This is a genomic window from Streptococcus mitis (assembly GCF_003942695.1).
GTDB classification, from domain to species: domain Bacteria; phylum Bacillota; class Bacilli; order Lactobacillales; family Streptococcaceae; genus Streptococcus; species Streptococcus mitis_BD.
On sequence record NZ_RJNU01000002.1, the window covers coordinates 155,149 to 174,729 of the forward strand.

Below are 19,581 nucleotides of genomic sequence, written 5' to 3' on the forward strand. Positions count from 1 at the left end.
AAAACGGAATTAGGTGATTCAAGGTTTTCTAGAGTCATCTTTGTCGGAAGGATTCTCAGGACCAATTACCTTATCAAGATAACGTTGTTTGGTTTTGAGAGCCTTGCTGATAGCAATCGCTGAAGCAATCAAAAGAACGAAGGTCAGCCAAATCCAGGCGGTGAACTCGGCTGGAAAACTAGAACCAGCTAAAAAGAGATAGATAGCCAGAGCCAAGACGAAAATATAAATCACTTGCCAGAGACCATAGGATTTAGCCTCTTTATAGTATTTGTCCTTATCTTCCTCCAAGATCACTTCTATGGAATCTTTTTCAGAGTTTTCATCTAATAGTAGATAGTCAGTTGTCACTTGGAAAATCTTGCTTAATTCAATGATTTTTTCGATTTCTGGAAGAACTTGACCAGACTCCCATTTTGAGATGCTTTGCCGAGAAACATTGATTTGTTCTGCTAGCTTTTCCTGGGACCAACCTTTTTTCTTTCTGAGTTCAAATAGTTTTTCTGCGAGTTTCATCATTCTATCCTCCTTTTTCTACTTCTATCCTAACAATTTTTACTTATAATGAGAATACAATCTCCTGTACTATTTGTCAACCAGAGGTTGCACCTTTTGTTGCCATCTGTCTTGGGGAAATATGGTATACTAGATAGGCAAAATAATGGAGAAAAATTATGTACGAATATTTAAAAGGAATCATTACCAAAATCACTGCTAAATACATTGTCCTAGAGGCGAATGGTATCGGTTATATCTTGCATGTAGCCAATCCCTATGCTTACTCAGGTCAGGTCAATCAAGAGACCCAAATTTATGTGCACCAAGTTGTCCGCGAGGATGCCCATCTGCTCTATGGTTTTCGATCAGAAGATGAGAAGAAACTCTTTCTTAGTCTGATTTCGGTTTCTGGGATTGGTCCGGTGTCAGCTCTTGCTATTATCGCTGCCGATGACAATGCTGGCTTGGTTCAGGCGATCGAGACTAAGAACATTACCTACTTGACTAAGTTCCCTAAAATTGGCAAGAAGACAGCCCAGCAGATGGTGCTGGACTTGGAAGGTAAGGTAGTTGTGGCTAGCAATGACCTTCCTTCCAAGGTGGCAGTGCAAACCAGCGTTGAAAACCAAGAACTGGAAGAAGCTATGGAAGCCATGTTGGCACTAGGCTACAAGGCAACCGAGCTTAAGAAAATCAAGAAATTCTTTGAAGGAACGACAGATACAGCTGAGAACTATATCAAGTCGGCCCTTAAGATGTTGGTCAAATAGGAGAAGAGTATGACAAAACGCTGTGGTTGGGTTAAAATGAACAACCCATTATATGTGGCCTATCATGATGAAGAGTGGGGTCAACCCCTTCATGATGACCGTGCTCTTTTTGAGTTGCTTTGTTTGGAAACTTACCAGTCGGGTCTATCTTGGGAAACGGTACTAAACAAACGCCAAGGATTCCGAGAAGCATTTCATGGCTATCAAATTCAAGCGGTCGCAGAAATGACAGATGGGGAGTTGGAAGCCTTGTTAGAGAATCCAGCCATCATTCGAAATCGAGCCAAGCTTTTTGCGACGCGTGCCAACGCCCAAGCATTTTTACAAATTCAGAAAACCTTTGGCTCTTTTGACGCTTATCTCTGGTCCTTTGTTGAGGGAAAAACGATTGTGAATGATGTTCCTGACTATCACCTAGCACCTGCTAAAACAGCCTTGTCTGAAAAGTTGTCTCAAGATCTCAAAAAACAAGGATTCAAGTTTACAGGTCCAGTCGCAGTTTTGTCTTTTCTACAGGCGGCAGGCCTGATAGATGATCATGAGAATGATTGTGAGTGGAAAAGCGGAAGTTAGTGAGTCCAAGCGTCTAACTATCTGAGAATATAGAAAAAGCTGAGAAATTCCTCTCAGCTTTTTCATTATATGCTAGTAATTTTTATAGTGCAGTAAGAAATGTCAGTCCACCTAAGACAACGCCAGCTGAGTTTGGAATAATTAGTATCCAATCCTTCTTAGGCTCTTTTGTCCATCCGTAAATAACCCAAATTAAACAAGACACTGCTGCGGATAAAGGCTGGAATGGTTGAGCTTTGTTGCCTTGTAAATTGGCAAAAATTTGTGGGATGTAGGCGATAAATACAATAATCCCGATAAAGGCTCCAATTGAACCGACAATTTGATTTATTTTTTGTTTAGTCATATACACCTCCTCTAAAAAGATATCATAGAAATAAGCAAAATGCAATAAATTCAGACACAAATTGTAACGAAAATCAATACCAAAGCACAAAAATGGAGAAATTGTTTATTTTTTATTATAGTCAAAGCGAATGACTTGCTCCTGTGCATCTACATAGGCGTGAACGCCAAAGGGTACAATGGCTCTTGGTGTGGCGTGACCGACATTCAGATTATAGACAATCGGGATATTGCTGTCAATGATATCCAATAGTGCTTCCTTGTAGTCGTCATAGAAGGCTTCATCCATAGGTTTTCCGACCAATAGTCCACTGATGACCTCAAATATCCCCGTTTCTTTTAAAGCCTGCAACATTTTTTTGAAGTTTTCCGGCTCAGGCTTCTCTTCGCTTGTTTCTAACAAAAGAATCTTTCCTTCCCAGTCGGATAAGTCAGGAAAAAGTTTGTATTTTTGGCAGAGAACTGTGCTGTCTGCGTATCGAGAATTGTCAAAGATATCGTAGAGAGACTCAAGGCAACCTCCGAGAATTTCTCCCTCAAACTGGGGATTTCCTTGTAACAAATCAAAGCCTGTATTTACATGACTGATACGAGCTGTTCCCAGGGCCTTGGGACTAAAATCAGTTCGTTCCTCATACCAAAGGTCGCTAGGGCGGATTTCTGAGATTCTCCCAGTCTCGATTAGTTCTTTAAAGTAGTGAAGGCTATAAGATAACATCTCCTTGTCCAACTCACAAATGTCTGCCAGAAAGGATTGCCCATAAAAAGTCTTGACCCCTAGTTTGTGCAACATAAGGTGGTTCATAGTGGTATCCGAGAAGCCAAGAAAAATCTTTTGTTTGATAACCTTTTTGAGCTGGTCATTTTCAAAAAGATAAGGTAGCAAGCGATAGGTGTCGTTTCCACCAATGGCACAGAGAATCATGTCGATGCTATCGTCCGAAAAGGCCTGCATCAAATCCTCTGCACGCGCCTCAGGATGGTCCTTAATAAAGTCTAATCCTTTTTGCGAATGGGGCATAAAGATAGGATTGAGTCCCAGATCCTTGAGACGTTGGACACCCAAATCGACTTCGTGTTTGACAAAATCCTCTCCGATAACACCACTAGACAAACTAACAATACCAATAGTAGAAATCATATCTCATCCTCCTAGAAATAGATTGAGCCTATTTTATCACAAATGGTGAGAGAAAACTACGATAATGAGACTCAGAAGTGCTATTGAATCTCAAGAAAGCAAGTNAAAAAGCAACCGCCTGTGCAGTTGCTTTTCGTTTTTCTAATCTCACTAGATATGAGTTACTTGGTCAACTCTTGATTATAGGAGAGGGCTAAATCAATCCAGTAAGGCAGTTCTTTTTGACCTTCAATATCTAGGTCTATATAGCCATGATAAGGTCGCCCTCTCATCAATGTAGTACGAGCTCCTATTCGGGGTAGAACTTGCTTTTCCATTTCTTTGCCAATTCTCACCATAACTAACTCGTCTTTTCTGGAACTGACTGTAAGGACCATTTTTCCACGAATCATAAAGGCCAGGCCACCAAACAGTTTCTTTTCTTCTAACTCTTCTTCGAAAATTTGGGGAGGAAGTTTAAGTGCTAGAATTTTTCGAGTCTGCTGAGCTAAGGATTGACTATATGCCATAGCTTTTCACTTTTCTTAATAACGTGATGGGCCCGCGCTTGCACTTCGGATGTTGAAACGTTTCTTGAGATAGAAGCGAAGAGCGAGAAGGGCAGCTCCCAGGATAGCCAAAGGCAATGGAGCAAGGACTGGATTGAGGTTGGCTGGTAGGAAGCTTGTTGCAAAGAAGACAACCAACCAAAGGACCATAGAGGCCAGAATGACGAGGATTGACTTCCAGAATGGAGGACGTTGGCTACGGTCTGTGTCTGGTCCATAATACTGGTAGACAAAGTAGTACATCAAGTAGAAGGCAAGTCCTCCTACAAGTCCAACCAACAAGAGGGTAATCAACCCATAGCCAATAGCCTGATCTGTAGAGAAGAAGGTAGTCAGAGCGCTAACCAATGCAAAGAGACTGGTGATAAAAAGAGCTGAGTCCATAATCATGAGTTTTGGATCGTCATTTTCTTTTGGATGCTCTTTTTCGTATTGCTCCTTGACAGTGAAGCTATGAGCCCAGTGGGTTGGAGCGCCATAGAGGGAACGAGCAGTCGTCCCTTTGGCTTGTTCTTCAAGGATTTTAGGAATAACTTCCTCAAAGACAGCCTTGATTTCAGCGTCTGTTTTGCCATCTTTGAGAAATTGTTGGGTAGCGATGTGGATAAACTCTTGGTTTTTCTTGGTTAGTTTTTGTAAATCAATCTGAGACATAGGGATTCCTCTTAGAACCATTTTTTATGGATGAGATAGAGAGTGAGCGAAACACTCATAGCAAAGGCGATAAAGACGATTAACCAGAAGGCGTGTGGCTCGCCGTTTAGAGGGATTTCATTATCTTTAAAGTTCATCCCGTAGGCTGAGAAGATCATGGTTGGGACAGACATGACGATGGTCACGAGAGCCAGGGTCTTCATGATGTTGTTCTGGTTGTTGGAAATGATAGAGGCAAAGGTCTCTGTCATAGAGTGAAGGACGTTTCCATAGATATCCGCCATCTCGATGGCTTGTTGGGTTTCAATCAGAGTATCTTCGAGCAGGTCTTGGTCCTCTAGGTATTTCTTGATATTGCTAGTTGCGCTGGTCAATTTCTTAATCACGCGCTCATTTGTCTTAAGTGAGGCCTTGAAATAGACGATTGTCTTTTCCAATTCCATGAGCTCAATCAGTTCTTCGTTTCGAGTAGACTTGTGAAGTTGACTTTCGATTTGTTCGCTCTTACGGTCGATCGAACGAAGGGCCGTAAGGTAAAGTTCGGCGTTGCGGTAGAGAATCTGGAAGATAAAACGTGAACGCATGAAGGTGTAAAAGTTACGCAGTCTACGGTTGATAAAGACATCGAGAACGGGGAGAGGTTCCAAGCAGGTGGTGATAATGGTTTCCTCGGTGATAATAATCCCCAGCGGAATCGTTACGTAGTAGGTGCGGTTGTTTCTTTCCTCTGTGATGGGAACGTCTACGATGATCAAAGTATACTCATCTTCGATGGTAATACGGGACATTTCTTCCGCATCAAGTGGTGCCCGGAGGTCGGTGATGTCGATATCGAAGGCGTTGGCGATTTCCAACGATTCATTTTGTGTAGGATTGACGAGGTTGATCCAAGTACCCGGTTCAAGCGTGTCGATCTCTTTAAATTCAGTTGTTGTTGAGAGAAAAACTTGTTTCATATCCCCTGTCCTTTCCTACTATTCAGTGTTTGGTTTTTTGCACCGTACTATTATACTATAAAAACAGCTTTTTGGGTAATAGAATTTCACATTTTTTGGTATAATGGAAAGCAATAATGGACTAGAAAGAACAAAGATGCAAGATAAAATTGTGATTCATGGGGCGCGTGCCCATAACTTAAAAAATATCGATGTGGAGATTCCAAGAGACAAGCTGGTTGTTGTGACTGGTTTGTCAGGATCGGGGAAATCCAGTTTGGCCTTTGATACCCTCTATGCGGAGGGTCAACGTCGTTATGTAGAGAGTCTATCAGCCTATGCTCGTCAGTTCTTGGGCAATATGGAAAAACCAGATGTGGATGCCATTGATGGCCTCAGCCCAGCTATTTCCATCGACCAGAAAACAACTAGCAAAAACCCTCGTTCGACCGTGGGAACTACGACTGAAATTAATGATTATCTGCGTCTTCTTTACGCACGTGTGGGGACGCCTTACTGTATCAACGGGCATGGGGCTATCAAGGCTTCTTCTGTAGAGCAAATCGTGGATAAGGTTTTGGAATTGCCGGAACGCCAACGTCTGCAAATTTTAGCTCCTGTCATTCGTAAGAAAAAAGGGCAACATAAGAGTGTCATTGAAAAGGTTCAGAAAGACGGCTATGTTCGTGTTCGTGTGGATGGGGAAGTTTATGATGTGACCGAAGTTCCAGAGCTGTCTAAGAGCAAGCAACACAATATCGATGTTGTGGTCGACCGTATTGTTATCAAGGAGGGTATCCGTAGTCGTCTCTTTGACTCCATTGAGGCTGCCCTTCGTATCGCAGAAGGCTATGTGATTATCGACACTATGGACGATTCTGAGTTGCTCTTCTCTGAGCATTATGCTTGCCCAGTTTGTGGCTTTACTGTTCCAGAGTTAGAGCCTCGTCTCTTCTCCTTTAATGCCCCTTTTGGCTCTTGTAGCGAGTGTGATGGTTTAGGCATCAAGCTGGAGGTGGATACTGATTTGGTAGTTCCTGATACCAGCAAAACTTTGCGTGAGGGGGCTTTGGCTCCTTGGAATCCTATCTCATCCAACTACTATCCAAACATGCTAGAGCAGGCCATGACAGCCTTTGGAGTGGACATGGATAAGCCCTTTGAAGACTTGTCAGAAGAAGATAAAAACTTGATTCTTTACGGCTCAGATGGCAAGGAATTCCATTTCCACTATGAGAATGAATTTGGTGGTGTGCGCGATATCGACATTCCTTTTGAGGGAGTTGTCAATAATATCAAGCGTCGTTACCATGAAACCAATAGTGACTACACGCGCACCCAGATGCGCCTCTACATGAATGAGCTGACCTGTGGAACTTGTCACGGCTACCGTCTCAACGACCAGGCCCTGTCTGTTCGTGTGGGTGGAGAGCAAGGACCCCATATCGGTGAAATCTCAGACCTGTCTATCGCAGACCACTTGGCTTTGGTGAGCCAGTTGACTCTGTCTGAAAATGAAGCCATCATTGCCCGTCCTATTCTCAAGGAAATCAAGGATCGCTTGACCTTCCTCAATAACGTGGGACTCAACTATTTGACTCTGTCACGTTCGGCAGGAACCCTTTCAGGTGGGGAGAGTCAGCGTATTCGCTTGGCGACTCAGATTGGGTCCAACCTATCAGGTGTCCTTTATATCCTGGATGAGCCGTCGATTGGTCTTCACCAGAGGGATAATGACCGCTTGATTGCCAGTCTGAAAAAGATGCGTGACTTGGGCAATACTCTCATCGTGGTAGAACATGACGAAGATACTATGCGAGAGGCGGATTATCTGATTGACGTTGGTCCGGGTGCCGGTGTTTTTGGTGGGGAGATTGTCGCCGCAGGTACGCCTAATCAAGTGGCTCGCAACAGTAAGTCCATCACAGGCCAGTACTTGTCAGGTAAACGTGCCATTCCAGTACCGGCAGAGCGCCGTGCTGGAAATGGTCGTTTTATCGAGGTGACGGGAGCGCGTGAGAACAACTTGCAAAATATCACTGCTCGTTTCCCGCTAGGAAAATTCATTGCGGTGACAGGGGTATCGGGTTCAGGGAAATCGACCTTAATCAACAGTATCCTCAAAAAAGCCATTGCCCAGAAGCTTAACCGTAATTCAGACAAGCCTGGGAAATTTAAAACTATTACGGGAATTGAGCATGTAGATCGTTTGATTGATATTGACCAGAGCCCAATCGGACGGACGCCGAGGTCCAACCCTGCTACCTATACGGGAGTTTTTGACGATATTCGTGATCTCTTTGCTCAGACAAACGAGGCCAAGATTCGAGGCTACAAGAAGGGCCGTTTCAGTTTCAACGTCAAGGGTGGTCGTTGCGAAGCCTGCTCAGGTGACGGGATTATCAAGATCGAGATGCACTTCTTGCCAGATGTTTACGTGGCTTGTGAGGTCTGCCACGGGACCCGCTACAATAGTGAAACCCTTGAAGTCCATTACAAGGAAAAAAATATCTCGCAGGTCTTGGACATGACCGTCAACGATGCGGTGGAATTCTTCCAACACATTCCCAAGATTCAGCGCAAACTTCAGACCATCAAGGATGTGGGGCTAGGATATGTGACCTTGGGACAGCCAGCTACCACCCTTTCTGGGGGAGAAGCCCAGCGTATGAAGTTGGCTAGCGAACTCCACAAACGCTCGACAGGAAAATCTTTCTACATTCTGGATGAGCCAACGACAGGGCTTCATACAGAGGACATCGCTCGCTTGCTCAAGGTCTTGGCTCGCTTTGTCGACGATGGTAATACAGTCCTCGTCATCGAGCACAATCTAGACGTTATCAAGACAGCAGACCATATTATCGACCTGGGTCCGGAGGGCGGTGTCGGTGGTGGAACCATCATCGAAACAGGAACTCCAGAAGAAGTAGCAGCCAACGAAGCCAGCTACACAGGACACTATTTGAAAGGAAAGTTACATCATGAATAAACGTGTGCAAGCATTTCTAGCTAAAATGCAAGAAAAAGAACTAGATGGTATCATCATCAACAACCTTAAAAACGTCTATTACCTGACCGGTTTTTGGGGCTCAAACGGAACAGTCTTCATCAGCCGTGACCGTCAGGTCTTGGTGACAGACTCTCGCTATATCATTGCGGCCAAGCAAGAAGTGACAGGTTTTGAGATTGTGGCTGACCGTGATGAATTGGCTGTCATTGCAGGCATTGTCAAGGATATGGGCTTGTCTCGCATCGGTTTTGAAGACGAGATTTCGGTCTCTTATTACCACCGTATGCAGGCAGCTTTTGCAGGAATTGATTTACTTCCGCAGACTCAGTTTGTTGAAGCGCTTCGTATGATTAAAGATGAGAAAGAGATTGCGACTATTCGCAAGGCTTGTTCTATCTCAGACCAAGCTTTTCGCGATGCGCTTGACTTTATCAAACCTGGAAAAACTGAGATCGAAATTGCCAACTTCCTTGACTTCCGTATGCGTGAATTGGGATCATCCGGCTTGTCCTTTGATACCATTCTAGCGAGTGGCATCAACTCTTCTAAACCTCATGCTCATCCAATGCACAAACCAGTTGAAGTTGGAGAAGCCATTACCATGGACTTCGGCTGCCTCTACGACCACTATGTCAGTGATATGACACGGACCATCTACCTCGGTCATGTCAGTGACGAGCAGGCAGAGATTTACAATACGGTTCTGAAAGCCAACCAAGCTCTGATTGATCAAGCCAAGGCTGGCTTAGGTTTCCGTGACTTTGACAAAATCCCTCGTGATATTATTATCGATGCAGGCTATGGCGACTACTTTACACATGGTATCGGACACGGTATCGGACTGGACATCCACGAAGAACCTTACTTTAGCCAAACTTCGAAAGAAGTCATTAAATCTGGTATGGTCTTGACAGACGAGCCTGGTATCTATATCGAAGGCAAATACGGTGTTCGTATTGAGGATGATATCTTGATTACGGAGACAGGTTGCGAATTGTTGACTCTAGCTCCAAAAGAATTAATTGTTATTTAAGAAAATTAAGATAAATCGTTGACTTTTATATTTTAAAGGTTTATACTGATAGACGAAAACGGTAGGTGAGGCTACCATAGGGATACGGATGACTACCGCAAAGCAGTGGAGACACTACTCGTTGGTCAACAGTCCTGGTCGCGAAGGCCAAGACTAAGCTCATTACATTGCCCTATGGAGTTAAAGCTTGAACGAAAAACAGATAATTAGTTTTTTAATCCTGCTATTTTATGGTGGGATTTTCTACTGTTTTAGCACAAGGAAAGGAGACAGACGATGCAAATTGACGACCACCCAGAACCGCACATACACAGCCAATCGCTGATTTGTGTCGTTCTGCCCTTATAAAGTGATTGGTCTCTGTGTATGAAACACATCATTCATACAGATAGGAGAAACCAATGAAAACTACAAAAGAAAGATTAGCAGCAGCTATTCACACACCTTTAAACGAAACTCTATCTTTTTATAAGACAAGTCTAACAGGCTTAACTGAGGAGCAGGTGGAGAAAAATCGTGACCTCTATGGCGAAAACACCATCACCAAAGGTCAAGAAGACAGTATTCTCAAAAAAATTTACGAATCTATTATCAATCCATTTACAATCATCCTGCTGGTCATCGCTATGATTTCCATGGTGACCAATGTCTGGTTGGCAAAGCCTGGACAAGAAGATCCGACGACCTCTATCATCATCGTCGTTCTCGTTCTAATCTCTGGTGGCATACGCTTTGTTCAAGAATTACGGAGTGACAAGGCTGCGACCAATCTATCAAAAATGATTGTGAACACAGCCACGGTGATTCGCGAAGGCCAGAGTTTAGAGGTCGCAATTGAAGATTTGGTCGTTGGAGATATAGTCAAATTAAGTGCTGGGGATATGATTCCAGCAGACCTCATTTTAATTGAATCACGTGATTTCTTTGTCCAACAGTCTGGTTTGACAGGTGAAAGTGATTCGGTTGAAAAACTGGCCTTATCTAAAATGAGTCAGTCAAATTTTGATAGTCTGCTAGAAGCAGAAGCGCTCGCCTTTATGGGAACCAACGTGATATCAGGAAGTGCTAAGGCTTTGATTCTAGCAGTCGGTGATGACACCATGATGGGAGAAATCGAGCAGACCCTCAATACCTATGACGAACCGACCTCTTTTGAGCGGGAGATGAACAGCATCTCTTGGCTCTTAATCCGTTTGATGTTAGTCATGGTTCCCATCGTGTTTCTCTCTAATGGCTTGACAGATGGAGATTGGTTAGAAGCTGGCGTATTTGCTTTGAGCGTAGGAGTCGGGCTTACACCTGAGATGCTTCCTATGATCATCACGGCCAGTCTAGCAAAAGGCTCCATTATCATGGCTAAGGAAAAAGTCGTCATCAAAAAACTCAATGCCATACAGGACCTAGGTGCTATTGATATCCTATGCACGGATAAAACCGGAACCCTTACCCAAGACGAAATTGTCCTTGAATATCCTTTGGATATACATGGAGATTTGGATTTGTCTGTGTTGAGACGTGCCTATCTCAATTCCTATTTTCAAACCGGTTTGAAAAACTTGATGGACCGTGCCATTATCAGTAGAACTGAAAAAGAAGCTAAAGAACATGCTATTCTACAAAATTTGGATACTAGCTTCCAAAAAATCGATGAGCTTCCATTTGATTTTGAACGCAGACGCATGAGTGTCATCGTCAAGGATGAGAACGAAGTTGTTAGTTTGGTAACCAAGGGTGCCCTAGAGGAAATGCTTGCGATTTCAACCCATGTGGAATATCAAGGTCAGATTAGCCCTCTGACGGATGATATCCGAGTGGAAATCTTAAAAGAAGTGGACCAACTCAATCAGCAAGGCTTGCGAGTTTTGGGAGTCGCCTATAAAACAGGTCTAAAAGAAGGTTTTGCTTACTCAGTTGAAGATGAAAAGGAGATGATTCTAACAGGGTATCTTGCTTTCCTAGATCCACCAAAACCATCTGCAGCACCTGCTATCCAAGCTTTGTTAGAACACGGTGTTCAAACAAAGATTTTGACGGGAGACAATGAGAAGGTAACCCAAGCAGTTTGCGAAAAAGTTGGTCTAGATGTTGATCAGATCTTGTTGGGTTCTGATATTGACGCCATGACGGACGAAGAGTTGGCTCAAGCAGTTGAGAAGGTGACTGTCTTTGCCAAACTCTCTCCGGATCAAAAAGCACGAATCATTTTACAAATCAAATCGAATGGACATTGTGTCGGCTATATGGGAGATGGAATCAATGATGCCCCTTCTATGAAAGTGGCAGATGTGGGGATTTCTGTTGATACAGCAGTAGATATTGCCAAAGAAACGGCTGATGTCATTTTGCTAGATAAGGATTTGATGGTGCTTGAAAAAGGGCTGGTTGAAGGGCGCAAAGTCTATGCCAACATGACCAAATACATCAAGATGACGGTCAGCTCTAATTTCGGGAACATTTTCTCTCTTTTAGTGTCTGGTATCTTTTTACCTTTCCTTCCTATGGCTCCGATTCACTTGATTGTGTTAAACCTCGTCTACGACCTTTCTTGCATTGCCTTGCCATTTGATAATGTGGATGAAGACTTTTTGAAACATCCTCATAAGTGGGAGGCTAAGTCTATTACTCGTTTTATGATTTGGATGGGTCCGATTTCTTCTGCCTTTGATATTTTGACCTTTATCTTGCTCTATTTTATCATTGTACCGATGGCGACAGGTCATGCCTATGTTCACGGAGCAGAGTCTGCAACGGCCTTTATCATTTTGTTCCAGACAGGTTGGTTCATTGAATCCATGTGGTCCCAAACCATGGTTATCCATATGCTTCGTTCAGCAAAACTGCCTTTCTTACAAAGTCGTCCATCATGGTTTGTTCTTGGTACAACCTTGCTAGCAGCTAGTTTTGTGACCTTCCTTCCCTACTCTTCAATTGCTAGCCTGCTTCATTTAACCCCTTTAGAACCAATTTATTTCCTCTTTTTGCTTTTGATCATCGTTTTCTATATGATCAGTGTTACAGTAGTGAAACGAATCTATATCAAAAAATTTAAAAGTTGGCTATAAATTGATTTTGTCAAGAAAAAAGTACGGAAATCGCTAAAAAAGTTAAATTTTTTTAAAAATAGGTCGCAAGTCGGATGTTTTTTATGGTATAATAGACTAAACTGATAGTAACATGTAGCGAAAGGGGTAGGCACATGATTAAGATTTATACCGTCTCCAGTTGCACAAGCTGTAAGAAAGCGAAGACTTGGCTCAACGCACACCAGTTAAGTTATAAAGAACAAAACCTTGGTAAAGAAGGGATTACGAGAGAAGAACTACTTGATATTCTGACAAAGACAGATAATGGAATTGCCAGCATTGTATCATCAAAAAACCGCTATGCGAAAGCTTTAGGAGTTGACATCGAAGATTTGAGTGTGAATGAAGTACTCAACTTAATCATGGAAACACCACGGATCTTAAAAAGTCCTATTCTAGTTGACGAGAAGCGTTTGCAGGTCGGTTACAAAGAAGATGATATCCGTGCCTTTTTACCACGCTCTGTCCGTAATGTAGAAAATGCAGAAGCACGTTTGCGTGCAGCTCTATAAACATCGAGGCTGGGGTATCTCCTAGCCTTGTTCATTTTTTATCAAAAAATTATGTGAGGAATTATGAAAAAAATAGTAATTGGCGCAGCTACTCTCCTCCTGCTACTTGCAGGATGTAGCCAAAAGAAGGAAACGACATCCAGTTCAAAACATGAATCCGAAACACTCCAGTCTACTCTGCCCGTTTTGGAAAATGCGGAAAAGAATACGGTTGTGACCAAGACTTTGATTTTCCCTGAGTCAGGAGATGGCGTCAAGCAAACGCAAACCATTACCTATAAAGGGAAACAATTTCTAAAATTGGTTATTCGGCAGATACGGCCCTTAAGTGAGGAATTGAAATCCTTTATCGCTGACCACGGTCTTGAAGAAACTCAAAAAGCTCTTTTAGAAGCAGAAGAAAAGGATGAAATGCTTCAGGAAGCGCGCAAATTGGCAGGTTTTACACTTGAAACCAAACTGCTCAGTGAGACTGAAATCCAGACCACAACGACCTATGATTTACAAGTCTTGGATGTCAAAAAGGCGTCACAGACAGATTATTTGAAAAATCTTGGCTTAGAGACTCTTTTGAAAAATGAACCAAGCCAATATATCGCAGACAGAGTGGCAAATGGTGCGACAGAACAGTAAGAAAATCCAAATAAATGGATTGACTTAATTGTAGAACGTAAGGAAATATGCTATAATAGTACTATTCTAAGGAAAGAGGGTGTTAGAATGGGATTTACTGAAGAAACTGTACGTTTTAAATTGGATGATTCCAACAAGAAGGAAATCAGTGAAACGTTGACAGATGTCTATGCTTCTCTGAATGAAAAGGGTTATAATCCGATAAATCAAATCGTCGGTTATGTATTGAGTGGAGACCCTGCCTACGTTCCTCGTTACAACAATGCACGAAATCAAATCCGTAAGTATGAGCGTGATGAAATTGTTGAAGAATTGGTGCGCTATTACCTTAAAGGACAAGGAGTCGATCTATAATCTATGAGAATTATGGGATTGGACGTCGGTTCAAAAACGGTAGGCGTGGCCATTAGCGACCCACTAGGATTTACTGCTCAAGGACTTGAAATCATCCAGATTAATGAGGATCAGGGCCAGTTTGGTTTTGACCGCATCAAGGAATTGGTTGACAGCTATAAGGTGGAACGCTTTGTAGTAGGTTTGCCAAAGAACATGAACAATACCAGCGGTCCACGAGTAGAAGCCAGTCAAGCATACGGAGCAAAACTAGAGGAACTTTTTAGTTTGCCAGTAGACTATCAGGATGAGCGCTTGACGACAGTCGCAGCTGAGCGTATGTTGATTGAGCAGGCAGACATCAGTCGTAACAAGCGAAAAAAAGTCATTGATAAGTTGGCTGCTCAACTGATTTTGCAAAATTATTTAGATAGAAAATTTTAAGACAGAGGAGAAACTATGTCACACGATCACAACCATGACCACGAAGAACGCGAATTGATTACACTAGTAGATGAGCAAGGAAATGAAACTTTGTTTGAAATTCTTTTGACCATCGACGGGAAAGAAGAATTTGGTAAGAACTATGTTCTTCTAGTGCCAGTTAACGCAGAAGAAGATGAAAATGGTGAAGTTGAAATCCAAGCTTACTCATTCATCGAAAATGAAGACGGAACAGAAGGCGAATTGCAACCAATCCCAGAAGACTCAGAAGACGAATGGAACATGATTGAAGAAGTCTTCAACAGCTTTATGGAGGAGTAAAAACGTCCGGGGGACGTTTTTAGCCCAGTTCCTTTAAATAAGAGAGAACTGGTAAGTCTGGGAGACTGTATCAGCCCAACTCCTGAAAATTAGAAGAGTTGGAACGTCCAGTGGACGTTTTTAGCCCACGTTGAAATTCATAGTAGCTAGTGATTAGCTAACCAGGTAAGAGGTTGGGATTTTTGTCCCGACCTCGCTTTTTATTTGTAATCATACTTTGATGCAGTAGTTGATTGTACTTTTGTTAAGGAGATATGCATGTTTGAAGTAGAAGAATGGCTCCATAGTCGGATTGGTTTAAACTTTAGATCTGGACTTGGACGAATGCAGCAAGCGGTGGATTTGCTGGGGAATCCTGAGAAGACTTATCCTATTATCCACGTAACAGGGACTAACGGTAAGGGGTCAACTATTGCCTTTATGAGGGAGTTGTTTGTTGCTCATGGTAAAAAAGTTGGTACTTTTACCTCTCCTCATATCATCAGTATCCATGATCGAATCTGTATCAATGGGCAAGCAATAGCTGATGCAGATTTTATCCGTTTGGCAGAACAAGTTAAGGAGATGGAAAAAACTCTTTTGGAAACTCATGACCAGTTGTCCTTTTTTGAGTTGCTGACCTTGATTGCTTTCCTCTATTTTAGGGAACAAGAAGTGGATTTGGTTTTGCTAGAAGTGGGGATTGGTGGTCTACTTGACACCACTAATGTCGTAACAGGAGAGATTGCAGTTATAACTTCGATTGGGTTAGATCATCAGGAGACCTTGGGCGATAGTTTGGAAGAAATAGCAGAGCAGAAAGCTGGTATCTTCAAGGTTGGAAAGAAGGCGGTCATTGCCAAGCTTGCTCCAGAAGCGGAGTTTGTTTGTCAAAAAAGAGCGAGAGAGTTAGATGTAGACCTTTATCAAGCTGGGCAAGACTTCACCTTGAATGCAGGAGATTTTTCAAGTAGCCTAGCAAGTTTTTCACAGCTTGAAATTGGTTTGGAAGGTGCTTATCAGCAAGAAAATGCCGCCTTGGCTTTACAAACTTTTCTTCTGTTTATGGCGTCAAGAGGTGAAGGTGTCGAAGAAGAACTTGTCAGACAGGCCTTCAAAGAAACTCGCTGGGCAGGTCGATTGGAACGGATTCGTCCGCATATCTACCTAGACGGGGCTCACAATCTTCCAGCCTTAATTCGTCTGGTCGAGTTTATTCAAGGGAAAATCCAGCAAGGCTATCAAGTTCACATTCTTTTTGGAGCACTTAAACGCAAGGATTATCAGGGGATGCTAGGCTATCTATCTAAGCAGTTGCCTGAGGTGGAACTTAAGGTAACAGGCTTTGACTACCAAGGCTCTCTGGATGAAAAGGATGTGGTAGGTTATGATTTGATTCCTTCCTATGGCGACTTTATCAGAGAATTTGAAGATAAGGCCAATAACCAGAACTTGCTTTTCGTGACGGGCTCGCTCTACTTTATCTCGGAAGTACGAGAGAGTTTGGTTGGAAGCGATGGGACTAGTTGACCTTCTATGTTTAAGTTGTTATACTGGAGGTAGGAGGTATATCCGGAAACGATTCCAGTAAATTATTGGCACAAAAGAAAGGAAATCGCTATGAAAACGAAAACATTCACACTTTCTATTGCTTCCCTAGCAATTCTTAGTCTTTTAGTAGCTTGTGGACCTAAGGCACAAGCCCCTACCCAGCAATCTGATCAGCAATCATCTACTCAACAAGAATCATCTTCTAGCGCTGCGACAAGTGCTAGTCAACCACAGGTGTCCTCAAGTCAGGACACTACTGTAGCTCAACCTACGAATATCGATGGTACCTATACTGGAAAAGATGAGAATGACCAAATCACTCTTGTTGTAACAGGTAAAACTGGTACATGGACTGAGGTCGAGCCAGATGGAGATAAGGAAATCAAGCAAGTCAGCTTTGAGCCAGAAAATCAACGTGTCATTATCGGTGATGATGTCAAAATTTACACGGTTAATGGTAATCAATTGATTATCGATGATATGGACCGAGAGGCATCTGACCGAGTGGTATTAACTAAGCAATAATCATTCAGTAAAAGTTCCAATGAGATGAAAGCTATCTTTTTGGAGCTTTTTTCTTGAAAAAAAGGCTGGCTGTTCTTTACTAACTTTTTACTTAAAACGCTTACAAATGTTTGTAAAACTTCTTATTAGGTCGTATACTTATAGTAAATAATCAAATAGCGCAGAGGCACAGGAGGAAAAGCATATGGCTACATTTTACGTTCCATCGGTTAATCTTATCGGTAAAGGTGTTGTAAATGAAGTAGGTCCGTATATCAAGGAATTGGGGTATAAGAAGGCTCTTTTGGTGACAGATAAGTTCATCGAGGGAAGTGATATTTTACCTAAGGTCCTAAAACCACTAGATGCTGAAGGGATCGAATATGTGATCTTTAGCGATGTTGAGCCAAATCCGACTTGCAAGAACGTCACAGACGGAGTGGATGCTTTGGAAGAGCATGGATGTGACTTCATCATCAGTCTTGGAGGAGGATCTCCTCAGGATGCGGCTAGTTGTATCTCTATCATCGCTACAAATGGTGGAAAACCACAGGACTACGAAGGTCTCCACAAGTCTGCTAAAAAAGGGTTGCCAGTGGTTGCGATCAATACAACAGCTGGAACTTCTGCAGAAATTACGATTAACTATGTCATTACTGACGAAGAACGCAAGGTCAAGATGGTAATGGTTGATAAGAACAGCCTCGCCCTTATCTCTGTCAATGATCCAGAACTCATGCTTTCAAAACCGAAAGAATTGACAGCAGCGACAGGTATGGATGCTCTTACTCACGCTGTTGAAGCTTTGGTAACACCAGGTGCTTATAATGTGACCAAGAAACTCTCTATCGGAGCGATTGAACTCATCAAGGAGTACCTCCCTCGTGCCGTAGCAAATGGCCAAGATATTGAAGCGCGTGAGGCTATGGTCAATGCCATCTTCCTCGGTGGTATGAGTTTTAACAATGCTGGCTTGGGCTATGTTCATTCTATGGCTCACCAACTCGGTGCGGTATATAACTTGCCACATGGTGTCTGCTGTGCCATGCTTCTTCCAGTTGTAGAGCGTGAAAATGCCAAACGTGTACCAGAAGCTTTCCGCAATGTAGCCAAGGCTCTGGGACTTCATGTTGAAGGGAAAACAGACCAAGAATGTGCTACCTATGCTATTGCTGAAATTGAGAAACTGTCTGAAACAGTAGGTATTCCGAAAAAACTCACTGAACTAGGTATCGACGAAAAAGACTTTGACTTTGACTACCTTTCTAAGAATGCCTTGATCGATGCATGTGCACCTGGAAATCCATTTATGCCCACTTTAGAAGAAACCATTGCTCTCTACAAAGAACTCTTCTAATTCGTAAAGTGAAAAGAAGCTAAATAATGCTGGAAAGAACTATCATTTTGGTAGTTCTTTTTTTAAAAATTTGCTATTCTAGACATATGAGAAAAATCAAAATTGATGTGGTTGTAGTGCCCTTAAGTGGGCATCTCTTCCCAACCCTGAATCTGCTCGCACCCTTGTTGAAGGATCCCTTGTATGAGATTCGATTATTTACAGGACCACAACGAAAAACTGTAGCAGAGGAGATGGGCTTTCGAGTGATTCCCATTTTAGAAAATTGTGTAGATGAGTTTGAGCGTGTAGCCAATAATGAAGGGCAATTAAACCTTTTTTCTACTTATCGACAGTTGTCAGCTAGTCTTGATTTGATCAATGTGGTGTCTGACCAACTAGTCCAAGAGTGGCAGGAAAATCGACCTGATATTGTGATTGCGGACTTTATAACCCTCTCTGGAGGACTTGTAGCGGAACAGTTGAATATTCCATGGATTACTACGATGGCGACACAGTTTGCCATTGAAACGACAGATGGACCGCCTTGTTTCTTTGGAGGAATGGGCATTCCAAAAACATCTTTCCAATCTATCCAGCAATGGCTAGGAAGAAAAGGGACTCGTTTAGGAAAACGTATCGTAACCTTTTTATTGAGAGAACGCTTAAAACGTTACGATTTTAAGCTCTACAATAAGAAAGATCAGGAAACCATCTATTCACCCTATTCCATCTTGGGGATTGGGATGAAAGAGTTGGAGCTGAAAAGTGGTTTTCCAGAGCACTATCTTTGGGTGGGACCTTTTGGCTCTTCGATTGAGAGGGCAGAAAATTATCCTTTCGATTTGTCTCCTTATGAAGGTTATAAGAAGGTCCTTGTATCCTGCGGCACTCAGCTAGCATGGGCCAAAGACAATCTCCTCTATCAGACACAACAATTGGCAGAAGCACATCCAGATTGCCACTTCTTTGTGACTCTGGGGTTTGGTGGACAAGACTTCCGATGTGAGGAGCTCATGGACAATGTTTCTGTGGTATCTTATCTTCCCTATAAGGAATACATTCCTCAGATGGATTATGTAATTCATCATGGTGGTGCGGGTATTTTTTACCAATGTATTATCTATGATAAGCCTGCCTTGATTCTCCCCCATGACTATGATCAGTATGACTATGCGGTTCGTGGATTAGAGACAGGGATTGCCTTGACTACTAAACGAGAGGATACGGAAGCGATTGGACGTGCCTTTGATGAGTTGTTGGCTAGAGATGACTGGCCAGACTTGAACAAACTTAGTCGTGCAGCTCAAATCTATCAGCCAACAGAGATTCTGAAGAGCGAAATACATCGGCTCTTAGGGAACAAGGAGAAGTAAAA

The 19,581-nt window shown here is 42.6% G+C and carries 20 protein-coding genes and 1 riboswitch; of the genes, 14 read left to right on the forward strand and 6 right to left on the reverse strand.

Going from position 1 to position 19,581, the window contains the following annotated elements; all coding sequences use genetic code 11:
• Positions 1-18: 18 nt before the first annotated feature.
• A complete protein-coding gene (locus D8852_RS01945; protein WP_125424994.1) occupies positions 19-519 on the reverse strand; it encodes a helix-turn-helix domain-containing protein in 501 nt (166 codons plus the stop codon).
• 155 nt (positions 520-674) lie between these two features.
• Between D8852_RS01945 and ruvA the strand changes: the two genes are divergently transcribed.
• Together ruvA and D8852_RS01955 are read left to right on the forward strand one after the other, a co-directional pair.
• On the forward strand, positions 675-1,268 hold the full coding sequence (ruvA, locus tag D8852_RS01950; RefSeq protein WP_125424995.1) for a Holliday junction branch migration protein RuvA: 594 nt from the start codon (positions 675-677) through the stop codon (positions 1,266-1,268).
• 9 nt (positions 1,269-1,277) lie between these two features.
• On the forward strand, positions 1,278-1,841 hold the full coding sequence (locus tag D8852_RS01955; protein ID WP_125424996.1) for a DNA-3-methyladenine glycosylase I: 564 nt from the start codon (positions 1,278-1,280) through the stop codon (positions 1,839-1,841).
• 82 nt (positions 1,842-1,923) lie between these two features.
• Here D8852_RS01955 and D8852_RS01960 read toward each other — a convergent pair whose 3' ends face one another.
• The 5 genes from D8852_RS01960 to D8852_RS01980 all read right to left on the reverse strand — a co-directional run bounded on the left by D8852_RS01960 (position 1,924) and on the right by D8852_RS01980 (position 5,485).
• Positions 1,924-2,187 carry a SemiSWEET family transporter gene (locus D8852_RS01960; RefSeq protein ID WP_000166112.1) on the reverse strand — a complete coding sequence of 88 codons (264 nt, stop codon included), beginning with the start codon at positions 2,185-2,187 and terminating at the stop codon, positions 1,924-1,926.
• A 105-nt stretch (positions 2,188-2,292) separates the two neighbouring features.
• Positions 2,293-3,327: a S66 family peptidase gene (locus D8852_RS01965; protein ID WP_125424997.1), complete on the reverse strand. Its 1,035-nt coding sequence runs from the start codon at positions 3,325-3,327 to the stop codon at positions 2,293-2,295.
• Positions 3,328-3,488: 161 nt separating this feature from the next.
• A complete protein-coding gene (locus tag D8852_RS01970; protein ID WP_125424998.1) occupies positions 3,489-3,836 on the reverse strand; it encodes a hypothetical protein in 348 nt (115 codons plus the stop codon).
• Positions 3,837-3,851: 15 nt separating this feature from the next.
• On the reverse strand, positions 3,852-4,529 hold the full coding sequence (locus D8852_RS01975; RefSeq protein ID WP_084945714.1) for a DUF1129 domain-containing protein: 678 nt from the start codon (positions 4,527-4,529) through the stop codon (positions 3,852-3,854).
• An 11-nt stretch (positions 4,530-4,540) separates the two neighbouring features.
• Complete coding sequence (locus D8852_RS01980; RefSeq protein WP_084974527.1) at positions 4,541-5,485, reverse strand: magnesium transporter CorA family protein; 945 nt, start codon at positions 5,483-5,485, stop codon at positions 4,541-4,543.
• Between the two features lie 136 nt (positions 5,486-5,621).
• Between D8852_RS01980 and uvrA the strand changes: the two genes are divergently transcribed.
• The 12 genes from uvrA (at position 5,622) to D8852_RS02045 (ending at position 19,579) form a co-directional block, all read left to right on the forward strand.
• A complete protein-coding gene (gene uvrA, locus D8852_RS01985) occupies positions 5,622-8,453 on the forward strand; it encodes an excinuclease ABC subunit UvrA (RefSeq protein ID WP_125425000.1) in 2,832 nt (943 codons plus the stop codon).
• Positions 8,446-9,507 (forward strand): M24 family metallopeptidase, encoded by a 1,062-nt coding sequence (locus D8852_RS01990; RefSeq protein ID WP_001042869.1) that lies wholly within the window; start codon positions 8,446-8,448, stop codon positions 9,505-9,507. The genes uvrA and D8852_RS01990 overlap by 8 nt, the downstream gene beginning before the upstream one ends.
• Before the next feature lie 55 nt (positions 9,508-9,562).
• A riboswitch (M-box (ykoK) riboswitch) is annotated at positions 9,563-9,713 on the forward strand.
• Positions 9,714-9,908: 195 nt separating this feature from the next.
• Positions 9,909-12,569: a magnesium-translocating P-type ATPase gene (gene mgtA, locus D8852_RS01995; RefSeq protein ID WP_125425001.1), complete on the forward strand. Its 2,661-nt coding sequence runs from the start codon at positions 9,909-9,911 to the stop codon at positions 12,567-12,569.
• Positions 12,570-12,703: 134 nt separating this feature from the next.
• On the forward strand, positions 12,704-13,102 hold the full coding sequence (spx, locus tag D8852_RS02005) for a transcriptional regulator Spx (RefSeq protein WP_000591165.1): 399 nt from the start codon (positions 12,704-12,706) through the stop codon (positions 13,100-13,102).
• 63 nt (positions 13,103-13,165) lie between these two features.
• Positions 13,166-13,735 (forward strand): SP0191 family lipoprotein, encoded by a 570-nt coding sequence (locus D8852_RS02010; RefSeq protein ID WP_125425002.1) that lies wholly within the window; start codon positions 13,166-13,168, stop codon positions 13,733-13,735.
• An 87-nt stretch (positions 13,736-13,822) separates the two neighbouring features.
• Complete coding sequence (locus D8852_RS02015) at positions 13,823-14,089, forward strand: IreB family regulatory phosphoprotein (RefSeq protein ID WP_000507060.1); 267 nt, start codon at positions 13,823-13,825, stop codon at positions 14,087-14,089.
• A 3-nt stretch (positions 14,090-14,092) separates the two neighbouring features.
• Entirely contained in the window at positions 14,093-14,512 is a 420-nt protein-coding gene (ruvX, locus tag D8852_RS02020; protein WP_084948329.1) for a Holliday junction resolvase RuvX, read from the forward strand.
• Positions 14,513-14,527: 15 nt separating this feature from the next.
• Positions 14,528-14,833, forward strand: a complete 306-nt coding sequence (locus D8852_RS02025; protein WP_000017624.1) for a DUF1292 domain-containing protein — start codon at positions 14,528-14,530, stop codon at positions 14,831-14,833.
• 258 nt (positions 14,834-15,091) lie between these two features.
• Complete coding sequence (locus D8852_RS02030; RefSeq protein ID WP_125425003.1) at positions 15,092-16,342, forward strand: bifunctional folylpolyglutamate synthase/dihydrofolate synthase; 1,251 nt, start codon at positions 15,092-15,094, stop codon at positions 16,340-16,342.
• A gap of 90 nt (positions 16,343-16,432) precedes the next feature.
• Positions 16,433-16,888, forward strand: coding sequence for an SP_0198 family lipoprotein (locus D8852_RS02035; RefSeq protein ID WP_125425004.1), 456 nt, complete (start codon positions 16,433-16,435; stop codon positions 16,886-16,888).
• 184 nt (positions 16,889-17,072) lie between these two features.
• Positions 17,073-18,224 (forward strand): iron-containing alcohol dehydrogenase, encoded by a 1,152-nt coding sequence (locus D8852_RS02040; protein WP_125425005.1) that lies wholly within the window; start codon positions 17,073-17,075, stop codon positions 18,222-18,224.
• 86 nt (positions 18,225-18,310) lie between these two features.
• Entirely contained in the window at positions 18,311-19,579 is a 1,269-nt protein-coding gene (locus D8852_RS02045) for a glycosyltransferase (RefSeq protein WP_125425006.1), read from the forward strand.
• The last annotated feature ends 2 nt before the right edge of the window (positions 19,580-19,581 follow it).

Bases quoted from the DNA above. Each gene is read 5' to 3' on its own strand.
- D8852_RS02025 (WP_000017624.1), top strand. From the start codon at position 14,528: ATGTCACACGATCACAACCATGACCACGAAGAACGCGAATTGATTACA.
- D8852_RS01970 (WP_125424998.1), bottom strand. From the start codon at position 3,836: ATGGCATATAGTCAATCCTTAGCTCAGCAGACTCGAAAAATTCTAGCA.
- spx (WP_000591165.1), top strand. From the start codon at position 12,704: ATGATTAAGATTTATACCGTCTCCAGTTGCACAAGCTGTAAGAAAGCG.
- mgtA (WP_125425001.1), top strand. From the start codon at position 9,909: ATGAAAACTACAAAAGAAAGATTAGCAGCAGCTATTCACACACCTTTA.
- D8852_RS01975 (WP_084945714.1), bottom strand. From the start codon at position 4,529: ATGTCTCAGATTGATTTACAAAAACTAACCAAGAAAAACCAAGAGTTT.
- D8852_RS02040 (WP_125425005.1), top strand. From the start codon at position 17,073: ATGGCTACATTTTACGTTCCATCGGTTAATCTTATCGGTAAAGGTGTT.
- D8852_RS02030 (WP_125425003.1), top strand. From the start codon at position 15,092: ATGTTTGAAGTAGAAGAATGGCTCCATAGTCGGATTGGTTTAAACTTT.
- D8852_RS01965 (WP_125424997.1), bottom strand. From the start codon at position 3,327: ATGATTTCTACTATTGGTATTGTTAGTTTGTCTAGTGGTGTTATCGGA.
- D8852_RS01960 (WP_000166112.1), bottom strand. From the start codon at position 2,187: ATGACTAAACAAAAAATAAATCAAATTGTCGGTTCAATTGGAGCCTTT.
- D8852_RS01980 (WP_084974527.1), bottom strand. From the start codon at position 5,485: ATGAAACAAGTTTTTCTCTCAACAACAACTGAATTTAAAGAGATCGAC.
- D8852_RS02015 (WP_000507060.1), top strand. From the start codon at position 13,823: ATGGGATTTACTGAAGAAACTGTACGTTTTAAATTGGATGATTCCAAC.
- D8852_RS01945 (WP_125424994.1), bottom strand. From the start codon at position 519: ATGATGAAACTCGCAGAAAAACTATTTGAACTCAGAAAGAAAAAAGGT.
- D8852_RS02045 (WP_125425006.1), top strand. From the start codon at position 18,311: ATGAGAAAAATCAAAATTGATGTGGTTGTAGTGCCCTTAAGTGGGCAT.
- uvrA (WP_125425000.1), top strand. From the start codon at position 5,622: ATGCAAGATAAAATTGTGATTCATGGGGCGCGTGCCCATAACTTAAAA.
- ruvX (WP_084948329.1), top strand. From the start codon at position 14,093: ATGAGAATTATGGGATTGGACGTCGGTTCAAAAACGGTAGGCGTGGCC.
- D8852_RS02035 (WP_125425004.1), top strand. From the start codon at position 16,433: ATGAAAACGAAAACATTCACACTTTCTATTGCTTCCCTAGCAATTCTT.
- D8852_RS01955 (WP_125424996.1), top strand. From the start codon at position 1,278: ATGACAAAACGCTGTGGTTGGGTTAAAATGAACAACCCATTATATGTG.
- ruvA (WP_125424995.1), top strand. From the start codon at position 675: ATGTACGAATATTTAAAAGGAATCATTACCAAAATCACTGCTAAATAC.
- D8852_RS01990 (WP_001042869.1), top strand. From the start codon at position 8,446: ATGAATAAACGTGTGCAAGCATTTCTAGCTAAAATGCAAGAAAAAGAA.
- D8852_RS02010 (WP_125425002.1), top strand. From the start codon at position 13,166: ATGAAAAAAATAGTAATTGGCGCAGCTACTCTCCTCCTGCTACTTGCA.